12 protein-coding genes and 1 pseudogene are annotated in these 10,573 nt (G+C 59.0%); 6 read left to right on the top strand and 7 right to left on the bottom strand.

Translation table 11 applies throughout. The features are described 5' to 3' along the window. Positions 1–317: 317 nt before the first annotated feature. Positions 318–1,202 (top strand): sulfate adenylyltransferase subunit CysD, encoded by an 885-nt coding sequence (cysD, locus tag QZY48_RS20750; protein WP_295434739.1) that lies wholly within the window; start codon positions 318–320, stop codon positions 1,200–1,202. Continuing rightward, a complete protein-coding gene (gene cysN, locus QZY48_RS20745; RefSeq protein ID WP_295434737.1) occupies positions 1,202–3,076 on the top strand; it encodes a sulfate adenylyltransferase subunit CysN in 1,875 nt (624 codons plus the stop codon). The genes cysD and cysN overlap by 1 nt, the downstream gene beginning before the upstream one ends. Positions 3,077–3,369: 293 nt before the next feature. Here the strand turns inward: cysN and QZY48_RS20740 are convergent, their stop codons facing one another. Genes QZY48_RS20740 through QZY48_RS20725 form a run of 4 tightly spaced genes read right to left on the bottom strand, consistent with a single transcriptional unit; the run spans position 3,370 to position 5,252 of the window. Then, the gene (locus QZY48_RS20740) at positions 3,370–4,188 is read right to left on the bottom strand and encodes a hypothetical protein (RefSeq protein WP_295434735.1); all 819 of its coding nucleotides are present in this window, start codon (positions 4,186–4,188) and stop codon (positions 3,370–3,372) included. Then, on the bottom strand, positions 4,185–4,628 hold the full coding sequence (locus QZY48_RS20735) for a hypothetical protein (protein ID WP_295434733.1): 444 nt from the start codon (positions 4,626–4,628) through the stop codon (positions 4,185–4,187). Before QZY48_RS20735 ends, QZY48_RS20740 begins: the two co-directional genes overlap by 4 nt. Further along, positions 4,607–4,822, bottom strand: a complete 216-nt coding sequence (locus QZY48_RS20730) for a hypothetical protein (protein WP_295434731.1) — start codon at positions 4,820–4,822, stop codon at positions 4,607–4,609. The genes QZY48_RS20735 and QZY48_RS20730 overlap by 22 nt, the downstream gene beginning before the upstream one ends. Positions 4,823–4,880: 58 nt before the next feature. Then, positions 4,881–5,252, bottom strand: a complete 372-nt coding sequence (locus QZY48_RS20725) for a DUF1640 domain-containing protein (protein ID WP_295434729.1) — start codon at positions 5,250–5,252, stop codon at positions 4,881–4,883. A 689-nt stretch (positions 5,253–5,941) separates the two neighbouring features. On the opposite strand from QZY48_RS20725, the gene QZY48_RS20720 reads away from it, so the two are divergent. Continuing rightward, on the top strand, positions 5,942–6,148 hold the full coding sequence (locus tag QZY48_RS20720; RefSeq protein WP_295434727.1) for a hypothetical protein: 207 nt from the start codon (positions 5,942–5,944) through the stop codon (positions 6,146–6,148). Positions 6,149–6,224: 76 nt separating this feature from the next. Next, the gene (locus QZY48_RS20715; protein WP_295434724.1) at positions 6,225–7,100 is read left to right on the top strand and encodes a hypothetical protein; all 876 of its coding nucleotides are present in this window, start codon (positions 6,225–6,227) and stop codon (positions 7,098–7,100) included. 1,480 nt (positions 7,101–8,580) lie between these two features. On the opposite strand, the pseudogene QZY48_RS20710 reads toward QZY48_RS20715, so the two are convergent. From QZY48_RS20710 to QZY48_RS20700, 3 genes and pseudogenes are all read right to left on the bottom strand, one after another. Beyond that, positions 8,581–8,718, bottom strand: a pseudogene (locus QZY48_RS20710) (IS4 family transposase); the annotation flags it as partial. Between the two features lie 249 nt (positions 8,719–8,967). After that, positions 8,968–9,246 carry a DUF3368 domain-containing protein gene (locus QZY48_RS20705; RefSeq protein ID WP_295434721.1) on the bottom strand — a complete coding sequence of 93 codons (279 nt, stop codon included), beginning with the start codon at positions 9,244–9,246 and terminating at the stop codon, positions 8,968–8,970. Beyond that, on the bottom strand, positions 9,236–9,505 hold the full coding sequence (locus tag QZY48_RS20700) for a UPF0175 family protein (protein WP_295434719.1): 270 nt from the start codon (positions 9,503–9,505) through the stop codon (positions 9,236–9,238). The genes QZY48_RS20705 and QZY48_RS20700 overlap by 11 nt, the downstream gene beginning before the upstream one ends. A 240-nt stretch (positions 9,506–9,745) precedes the next feature. Between QZY48_RS20700 and QZY48_RS20695 the strand changes: the two genes are divergently transcribed. Further along, positions 9,746–10,066 (top strand): transcriptional regulator, encoded by a 321-nt coding sequence (locus tag QZY48_RS20695; RefSeq protein WP_295434717.1) that lies wholly within the window; start codon positions 9,746–9,748, stop codon positions 10,064–10,066. Then, positions 10,053–10,361 (top strand): helix-turn-helix domain-containing protein, encoded by a 309-nt coding sequence (locus QZY48_RS20690; RefSeq protein WP_295434715.1) that lies wholly within the window; start codon positions 10,053–10,055, stop codon positions 10,359–10,361. Before QZY48_RS20695 ends, QZY48_RS20690 begins: the two co-directional genes overlap by 14 nt. The last annotated feature ends 212 nt before the right edge of the window (positions 10,362–10,573 follow it).

Below are 10,573 nucleotides of genomic sequence, written 5' to 3'. Positions count from 1 at the left end.
TCCAGTAGGTGGTCGCTGCCCGGAACGATGATCGAGGCCCGGCGACGGCCGGGACGGCAGGCCCCGAGCGGGGCCTGGTCGCGGCTGGGCGCGTCGCGGCGGGCGTCGATATTTTCTTTTCAGTATTTCTGACTTTGCGCATCTGTGCCTCCGTGAGAGAATTTCGCCTTTTCGAGATCCAGGTAAGGACCGGTCCCGCACCCTCCAGGTCGATCCACCTCGCGCATCCCCAGAGCGGACATTGAAACTATGCCGTACCGACCCGACACCAATCGCACGACCATCCGCCGCCGCCCGCGGCCAGCCGGAACCGACCGATGAATACCCTCGAAGCCGAATCCATCGAGATCATCCGCGAGGCCGTGGCGACCGCCCGCAACCCGGTGATGCTCTATTCCATCGGCAAGGACTCGTCGGTGATGCTGCACCTGGCGCGCAAGGCCTTTCACCCCGCACCCCCGCCGTTCCCGCTGCTGCATGTGGATACGGGGTGGAAGTTCAAGGAAATGTATCTGCATCGCACCCGCATGGTGGCGGAGAGCGGGATGCGGCTCATCACGCACACCAACCCGGAGGGTCTGGCGGCGGGGGTGAATCCCTTCACCCACGGCAGCAACTATCACACCGATGTGATGAAGACCCAAGCGCTCAAACAGGCCCTGGATGCGCAGGGCAGCGACGTGATCTTCGGCGGGGCGCGGCGTGACGAGGAAAAGAGCCGGGCCAAGGAGCGCGTCTTCTCCTTTCGCGCGCCGGGCCATCGCTGGGACCCCAAGGCGCAGCGCCCGGAGCTGTGGAATCTCTACAATACCCGCATCAAGCCGGACGAGACGATCCGCGTCTTTCCCATCAGCAACTGGACCGAACTTGACATCTGGCAATACATCCACGCCGAGCAGATCCCGATGGTCCCGCTCTATCTCGCGGCGGAGCGCCCGGTCGTCAAGCGCGGCGGGCAGTGGATCATGGTCGATGACGAGCGCTTCCCCTTCGCCCCGGGCGAGCAGGCGCAGCTCAAACGGGTGCGCTTTCGCACCCTCGGTTGCTGGCCGCTGACGGCGGCGATCGAGAGCGACGCGGACACACTCGAGGCGGTGATCGCCGAAACCTTCAATGCCCGCGGCTCGGAACGTGAAGGCCGGCTGATTGATTCCGACACACCCGGGTCGATGGAAAAGAAGAAGCAGGAGGGGTATTTCTGATGAGCATCCTACACGCCCGCGACATCGCGTCCTATCTGGACAGCCAGCGCAATAAGGAGACGGTGCGCTTCATCACCTGCGGCAGTGTCGATGACGGCAAGAGCACCCTGATCGGGCGCTTGCTGTTCGAGAGCAAGTGCATCTTCGACGACCAGTTGCAGGCCCTGGAGACCGACTCGCGTCAATACGGTACCCAAGGCGAGAAGATCGACCTGGCCTTGTTGGTCGACGGGCTGCAGGCCGAGCGCGAGCAGGGCATCACCATCGATGTCGCCTACCGCTTCTTCGCCACCGACCGGCGCCGCTACATCGTCGCCGATACCCCGGGCCACGAGCAGTACACCCGCAATATGGCCACCGGTGCCTCCACCGCTGATCTCGCGGTCATCCTGATCGATGCGCGCAAGGGGGTGCTGACGCAGAGCCGCCGCCACAGTCGCATCGTGGCGATGATGGGCATCCGTCATGTCGTGCTGGCGGTCAATAAGATGGACCTCGTGGGCTGCGACCAGGCGGTCTACGACGCGATCGTCGAGGATTATCGCGCCTTTTCCGCCGGCTTCGGGTTCATCGACATTCAGGCGATCCCGCTGTCCGGCCTGGACGGGGACAACGTCCTGCACGTCAGCGCCCGGATGCCCTGGTACAGCGGTCCCAGCCTGATGGAACATCTCGATACGGTAGACGTGCGCGAGGCCAGTGGGCGCGGTGCCTTCCGGATGCCGGTCCAGTGGGTAAATCGGCCGAATCTGGATTTCCGCGGCTTTTGCGGACGCCTTGCCGAGGGGACCCTGCGCCCGGGTGACACGGTGCGCGTCCTGCCCTCGGGCGTGTCGGTGCAGGTAAAGGGGATCCTGGCGGGTTTCGATGAGGTCGATGCGGCGCAGGTCGGTGACGCCGTGACCGTGACCCTGGCGGCCGAGGTCGACGCCAGCCGCGGCGATGTGTTGGTGGCGAGCGCCAATCCCCCGGAGGTGGCCGACCAGTTCGAGGCCAAGCTGCTGTGGATGGTCGAGCACCCCATGTCACCCGGGCGCCAATACCTGATGAAGCTCGCCTGCAAGGAGGTCACGGCGACCGTCACCGCCATCAAGTATCGCGAGGATGTCAATACTGGCGCCCACCTGGCGGCGACCAATCTGGGGCTCAATGAGATCGCGACTGTCAATCTGTCCACCAGCGCCCCGCTGGTCTTCGAGCCCTATGGGGTGAATCGGGTGCTGGGCGGTTTCATCCTGATCGACAAGCTCAGCTTCGAGACCGTCGGTGCCGGCATGATCGACTTCGCGCTACGGCGCTCGAGCAACATCCATTGGCAGGCACTGGAACTGAACAAGGAGGCCCGGGCCGCGCAGAAGCACCAGACACCGCGCTGCGTCTGGTTCACCGGCCTCTCGGGTTCGGGCAAGTCGACCATTGCCAACCTGCTGGAGCGGCGCCTGCATGCCGAGGGCAAACACACCTACCTGCTCGACGGCGACAACGTCCGCCACGGACTCAATCGCGACCTGGGCTTTACCGAGGCGGACCGGGTGGAGAACATCCGCCGCGTGGCCGAGGTGGCGCGGCTGATGGCCGACGCCGGGCTGATCGTCCTGGTCAGTTTCATCTCGCCCTTCATCAGCGAGCGCCGCATGGCGCGCGACCTGTTTGCCGCGGGCGAGTTCGTCGAGGTCTATGTCGACACGCCCATCGAGGAATGCGAGCGGCGCGATGTGAAGGGCCTCTATGCCAAGGCGCGCGCCGGGGCGCTGAAGAACTTCACCGGCATCGACAGCCCCTATGAGGCCCCGCAGGCGCCCGAGGTCCATCTGGAGGCGGGGCGCCTGTCCACCGATGCCTGTGTCGAGGTGTTGATGCAGGCGCTGGGGTAGGCGCCAGTCCTCCTGTCCTCTTCGCCTTGATCATTGCCCCGGCCGCCGAACGCCACTACGCGCCGGCCGGGGCCATCGTTCCGGCATTCCGCAATGAAGAGCGAGGCGTTACCGTGAAAGTCGCGCCGGGAGCGCGCTCCAAGTCTCCCTCCCCAGCTGGGGGAGGCCCGGGGAGAGGGAACGGCCATGGCGCCCGCACTTTCATCTTTCGGGGTGACGCGGGCGCCATGGCCGTTAGCCGCGTGCCGACGTCGGAATGCTACGATGCGGGACCTGCTCCCCTTCTCTCGCGCTTAGTCTTCGTTGCGGTCTAACAATGGAGCCATTAGTTGGCGATAGCGTTCGGTAGGCAAGACAGTATCGACTTTCCTGAGACCAACCTGGTTTATCCACCTGACCAGCTTCTTAGTGCTGATCTTGCCCGTCTCGATCGCGGCCTCCTCCGCTATATCCTTGAGAGTATTCACGGCGGGGTCGCTTCTGTCTGCGTTATAGCCAACATCAGAAATAAACAGCAACCGCGCCATAATTAATGTCCATTGAGCAATGTCCTCCTGCCTGTTCAAACTGGATGTTGTTGGATACCGGATATCACTTGCTGTTATCTGTGGTATCTCAGCGAGACGCCGCTTTAACCACCACAGAATATTGAGTCCGCTTGTCCACGCACCGCCACGCTGAAGACATCGGCGCGTGTAGGACCTCCCCAGATTAAGTAATGCGAATTCCAGGCGCACACTCGGGCTTCTTTTCAACCCTGACAAGGTTGAAATTTTTGTATCGTCGACTCCGTAATCAATAACAGCTTCTCCGACAACATCAGTCCTGAGTATTCTTGAATCCTCCGAAACAAATGCCGCACCAGCGATTTCGCCAGTAGCCATTTCCACAGCAGCGTCCGTATTTTGGTATTCGCGCAGGTGCGAAACTTGAAAGTTGACACTGGTTGGTAAAGGAAGATCCTTACGGAAATGCCTGCCGCACGTCGTTGCACGGGAATCTCTAAGAACCACCCGGTGTTCAACGCAGTACCCGAACGCCAAGCCAATCGATCCATTCTGCAGGCCGTTGAACCAGCAGTTTTCACATGATGCTAAACGATGAGTTTTCATGTGGCTACGCGAAAAATAATCCTTGTTGCCTGGTCGACTGCCGACTGATCCGGGAGGTCAGTAAAATCCGCTAGATGTTCCAGGTGCTCTTCGACGTACTGATTGGCTCGCATCACTTCAAAAGCGCTCGACCACGCCGCCTGTCCATGGCCTTTCCCTTTGAGTAGGGCGAGCAGTTCTTTCCTACTGCGATGGCTGACGCCATTTGGCTTCCAGGTTGACAGCGAGGTTTGATATATCTTACCGTTCTTTCCGGCGAAGATGACCGCAATGTTATCTGACTCGGTACACGACAAATAGGGGGTCTCTCGGCCATGCCCCTCAAGGTAAAGGATATGGCGAACGAGCGATGGACTTGCGCCATGCGTCGGTGACGCCACTCCAGTTACGCTATCTCCACGATAAAGGGGATCTGTCGTTAGCTTCCACTTCTTTGCCACCGCAAAGCCTCCAGTAAGACCCAATGATATCTGGCCACGCCTCGGTATGCCGACCTGGCGAATAAGTGTTTACCCGTCGTGCACGACGGACAAAAGTTAAACAAGTCCATCAGGGAATGCGCGTCGTTGTCGTTGTCGTTGTCGTTGTCGAGGGTATCGTAGCGCCCCGGATTCTCTCGCACGCCAAATTGCATCGCTTCTCCGATTACGACAACGACAACGAGTGTGTTTAACTTGTTCCTGACTCGTTACTCAGAGGAGTTTCACCAATGCGGCGATGGCGCCGACCTGGGCGAACATCAGCGGGATAATCCACTTGAGCAGGTCGATCTTTGTGTGCGTCACCTCACTGCGGACTCGCTCGATGTCGAGTTTGAGTTCGGCACGCAGTTGCTCAATCTCCTTTTGCAGCCGTAACTCGGTGGCCCGCAATTCGGCGCGTACCTGCTCGATCTCTTTCTGCAGGCGCAACTCGGTTTCTCGTACGTGACCCTGGGTGGCCAGATCCGGCAGGTGCGGATAGCGCTCTTCCAGGCGCTCGAACGCCTCGGCGATCACCCGGGCGCGGGTGCGCTCGTCGGGGGCCGAGGCGAGGGCATCGTAGAGGGCGACTACAGAGCTCATGCCACTACTATGAGACTATCCGCGAACCGCGGCAAGCCCTGGAGTCCAAGGCTTCAGCCTTGGAGCGCGCCAAGGCTGAAGCCTTGGACTCCAGGCGCTTGGAACGCGGTCGCCGAGTGCGGCTTGACTTAGTGGCAGCGGGTCGTAGCCTGGATGGAGCGCAGCGCAATCCAGGTCCCCGGTGCAGCCCGCTGATCCTCTTGGGTCTGCGCGGCTGCACCTGGATTGCGCTGTTCCCAGAGAGTTCCGAAAAATGTCCTGGGAACCGGGAAAACACCCCTGTGACTTTCCTGATACTCGCCGGGAAGTCCCGGAAAGTGCTTGGGAAGCGCCAAGAGGTTCCGTTGGGTTCCTAAGACACTTTCCCGACATCCCAAGAACTTTTCCGGACCGCTGAATTTTGGTTTCCGGTTCTCGAAAAAACTCCAGCAAGTCTCTTGGAAGCCTTTCCCTCGCCACTGACACTTCCTCGGACTCTCCGCCCGTCCTCCCGCAAGCGCCCTGAAAAGGCACGGACTTCCCGTCGGCTGCCGCCGAAACAAAATAGCCTTGACTTTGAGGAATTTCCGCGTTACCTTTTTCTACACTGAAAAAAGGTATTAATTGCCGCGGTTTTGCAAGAGGTGCCGGGACCTCCCCCACGGGTACCCGGAAGAACCACACAACGATGCGCTGGGAGGCGTCGCGACGTGAGCAGCAACAGTTTTTTTCCCACCACCGAGGCCGGGCAAGGCGTCTGGCTGACCAATTTCGCCCTGAAACTCCCGGTTCAAGGTCCGGTCTGCGGGATCGGTGCCGAGGAGATCACCGGCACCACCGGGGGATCAGCTACGGGGGTCTGGATCGATCCCCGCGCCAACGGTGGCGACTGGGCCTTTCCCGCCATAGTATCCTAATGCAATGTTGAGCATTGCGATCTTAGTCCAAGCTAGAACACGATAGTAAACCAACAACGCTACTTCGGAGAAAAGTGTGAGCAGAAGCAGTCTGGCATATATTGGCTTTGCTGCGGCAATAAACTTGACCGCTGTCTTTGCTACAGAGGCACAACAGCAAACAGCGTCTGAGAATAATGTCGTCGGCGAGATTCAAAGAATTGCTTCTGAATCGAAGTGCATTACCCACCACTGGAATGCGCACGGACTTGCCCCTCGACCCTACATAAAGGGTATGGGGCTTGTGTACGCCAGGGCCTTGTGCAACCGCAACGCCGACGATGTGCAACTGGCCTCCGCGCCGGTCGATTCCTCAAGAGTGAAAAAGGACGCTTTGGCGGCATATCAACAGGAGTTCAAGGATGCAGGAATGCAGAACGACACCCCGGTCGATATCCTACGCCACAATTACGCGCTGTTGATTGGCCTTGGCATGAGGGAGAGTTCCGGAAAATACTGCGAAGGCCGGGATGTTAGCCAGTGTTTCACTACACCGGAAAGCGCAGAGGCAGGTCTGTTTCAGACCTCATATGGAGCTCACACCGCAATTCTCGCTTTCTTGAAAAAGCAATATGCTGACAACAAGAGAAGCTGTCTTAAAGAAGAATTTGGCGGCTCGGCGATCACCTGTAGGATTCAAAAAAGCCATAATCCAAGATGCTCAGAGGCAACAAGCGACATAGTGGGAGTGGTGGGAAAGGACCCAGGGGCCGACTGGCAAAAAATGACCAAAGAGTGTCCTGCCTTCGCCGCCGAATACGCTGCGGTCGTTCTTCGTAAGAACGGCGGCGCCAAAGGAGAGTTCGGTCCTGTCCGTAGGCACGAAGCCGAGCTTCTGCAGGAGTGCGACACCATGTTGAAAAATATACAGGGTTTCGTCGAGTCCCATCCGGAAGCATGTTCGGCGTTATAATCCAGTCAAAGAGCTGGTCGGGCTGGGAAAAGGGGATAAGGGGAAAGGGACGCAGAAGTGGGGTCAGGTTTCGCATTGAGCAAGAGTATGGGGTCAGACGCAATTGAGTCCTTCTCTGCCCGGCGGATTCAAATGAGCTCGACCCCTTATTCGCTTATGATTCAAGTATTGCAACGGGTGCGCCGGATTTTGGCTCTTCGTTGTGTTCGCCACTCAAGAAACAGAGCTATGCAAATGAGAAAACAGGTTACGTCAGTTGTCGCGGCAATCTCACTCTGGGCGCTGGTTGCATTACCTGCAAGCGCAGAATGGGAGTGGAGCTATGAGTATTTGAAACCTAAATTTGACTCTCTAGTAAAGTCCAGCATTGAAAATGGAAAAAGAGAAGCTGCGAAGGGTCCAGCAACTGGAGTACCAAAAGACCAACTGTGCCCTCCCATGGACACCCTAGCCATCCAAGGGGACGCAGCCTGGGACGACGGCAGCCCAGGCTGCGGCAAGGCTTTTCATGTTTGGTCTCCCGGTCAGATGACAGTTATGTGCTGGGAAGTCATCAAATTAGGCTTGCCACGCACCCCATTTGACCTAGTAAAGGGAGTTCAAAGATCAAGAATAGAAAAGGTGGTTTATTTCCCATTCGCGGATCCAGGGCCTGCAGTATCCTTTTACTTTGCTAAGTGTAAGTGGTAAGTCAGGGAAAAATGAGTCAGTGCGGCTCGGCAATGTTGCGTATTCTAGTGGGAATTCTGAGGACAGTATACTCAATGCGACCGTAGGGCGCGCCGTGCGCACCATGGCGCCAATCGAAACCCTGGCCGCGGCGATCGACCGCAGCCTCTCAAGGTGCACACGGCGCACCCTACACCGATCGCCGGTTGCGGCCGGAACGACGATTAAGCCGCCGCCGGAGGCCGCTCCCACAACGGATTTTCATGTTCCGGGGAGACGGACAACCCCGAAACATGAAAGCCCCCGGCGGGAGTGGCTTTCACGGTAACCCGACTTACGCGATTCTTCTCTGCGTCTCCGCGCCTCTGCGTGAGATTCTTTAAAAGGTTTCACGCAGAGACGCAGATGCGGTGACCCGCGACGCTCGGGTAACCCGCGAGGCCTCGTCGCGGCTGAAGCCGCTCCCACAAGGTCCCCGCCGGACTTTTACGGTAAAGCCTCGCCCCCGGTCTCCCTGCAGCCGCAACGGCGATCAAGGCCCGCTTGTCGTAGCCTGGATGGAGCGCAGCGGAATCCAGAGAGGCTGCGGGTGATCGCCGCGGCCAAGGTATCGTTTGGCGCCGCGGAGTAAAGGGGTCAGTACCCTTTACGAGCCAGAGCATTGCTCAAGGATACCGACCCCCATTACGCCGTAGGGAAAAGTAAAGGGGTCAGAAGTAAAGGGGTCAGTACCGAATAGCGCTAATTTAAGCCAACTCCGATTCATAATCAGTCGGTTGCCGCTGTCATCCGTGACCAAGAATCGGCGTACTCAGCGCTGTTTCTTGGGATGGCCGTTCTTGCGGACTTCCTCCTGCGCGACCCGCCGGGGCTTGGTCAGCAGCGCATAGTTTTTCAGGCGACGCTTCAGCGCACGCGGCTCGATGCGCCCCGGCCGCAGGCCGACCCGTGGCCCGGCGATCAGCACCAGCAGGGCCCGGATGACCACCGCGTCGTGTGTCCCACCGCCGCGCTGTTGCCAGGAAATCCAGACCTGAACCGTGTGCTTGACAGTAAAGGGGTCTGACAGTATTAAGGGGTCAGCAGTAAAGGGGTCAGTACCCTTTACGCAGTAAAGGCGCAGTAAAGGGGTCAGTACCCTTTACGAGCCAGCCCATTGGTTAACGATGCTGACCCCATTACCCCGTTGCCGCACTGCTTATAGTGATTCTCCGGCCTTTGCGAGAACCTGTTCGTAAACAGATTGACTGAGCCAGAAGCGTGCTCGAAGGCGTAGATCGTCGAGCAAGGGTTTAACCGCCTCGATAAGCCGCTGCCGTTTCGCGAGCAGCAGAACGCCCGCGACGCCTATGGTTGTAAGCCCTTGTCGCCTGGCCTGATGACGACCGTCCAGTTCATCGATCAGGATCAGTTCGGCCGAAAGCTCCAGCGCGAGCGCGATGCTTGCGGCCTCGCTGGCATCGAGATCACGGCTCAATGTGGTGCGAACGCTCCCATTGATCGATGGCCTTGAGGTCCTCCGCCAGTTCAGCCTCATCAAAATCGACCGGTATGCCCCGGGACGCAGACAATTGTCGGAATTCCCACAGGGATAACCCGGCCCAGGCTCGGGCCTTGCCCGCCGACAGGCGCCGTTGCGCATAGAGGGCGACTGCCAGCTCGCGTTTGGCTTCAGCCGGGGTCAGGCGCGCCGAATCCAGAACATCTTCAGGGATCTCGATCTGTGCTGATGCCACGGTGGCCTCCGCGTCTCGGTGTCGGGTCGCTCATCAGTATACTCGCTGGGCGGAACCATGTAGCGGATCACTGATGTCGCGAGAGGGATACCAAGGGATACCAGTGGTAGTCGACGGTTTCCTCCGAACCCGCTGCCTCGGCAGAAAAGAAGACAAAGATGACCTGACCATAGGTCGTTCACCGCGCGTCCCGCCTGAGGCTAGGGTTGTAAAAAGTACGCCGCAGACGCACAATTTGGCGTGCTGACAATCTACGAAACTCACACATTCGTCGCCGAAGCGCAGAAACTCTGGTCTACAGAAGAACGACTTGAGTTTTTCGCTTGGATCGCCGGCGAACCTGAGGCTGGTAAAGTGATAGCGGGAAGCGGCGGTTGCCGAAAAGTGCGATGGTCGCGGCCAGGGATGGGCAAACAGGGGGGCGCCAGAGTCATCTACTTCACGCACCTTGACGCCGGCGAGTTATGCATGTTGCTCGTCTACCCTAAAGCCGCACGGGATAACATCCCTGGACACATCCTTAAGGAGATCCGCAAGGAGATTGAAGATGACGGTTCATAAGCTAAAAGAAGTTGTGCCGACTGGCGAGGAAATTGGCCTGAAACTGCTTCAATCTGTACGTGAGATGAAAGCCAGGACCTTTGCTCGCACCACCGAAATCGACGTTAACGATGTCGTTCAGGCGCGGCAAGGCACTGGGCTGTCGCAATCCGAATTCGCTTCAGCGCTCAACATTTCAAAGCGAACACTTCAAGAGTGGGAGCAAGGACGCAGAACTCCATCCGGTGCCGCGCAGGCGCTGATTCGCATCGCGCGCAAGCACCCCGAAGTCGTGCGCGAGGCTCTCGGGGCTTGATCATCGTTCCGGCCGCTGCCCCTCGGCCCACACCGGAGGTCGAGGCTTTAGCCGGACCCGGGTCGCGCTGACGCGCTGTCGACCGGATAACGGCCATGAGGGGTTGTCCGTCACCCCCGAAACATGAAAGCCCCCGGCGGGGCGGCTTTCACGGTAACCCGACTGACGCGCTTCTTCTCTGCGTCTCTGCGCCTCTGCGTGAGATTCTTAAG

The organism is uncultured Thiodictyon sp. (genome assembly GCF_903828115.1).
Taxonomy (GTDB): Bacteria; Pseudomonadota; Gammaproteobacteria; order Chromatiales; family Chromatiaceae; genus Thiodictyon.
This window is presented reverse-complemented; position numbering and strand designations above follow the sequence as displayed.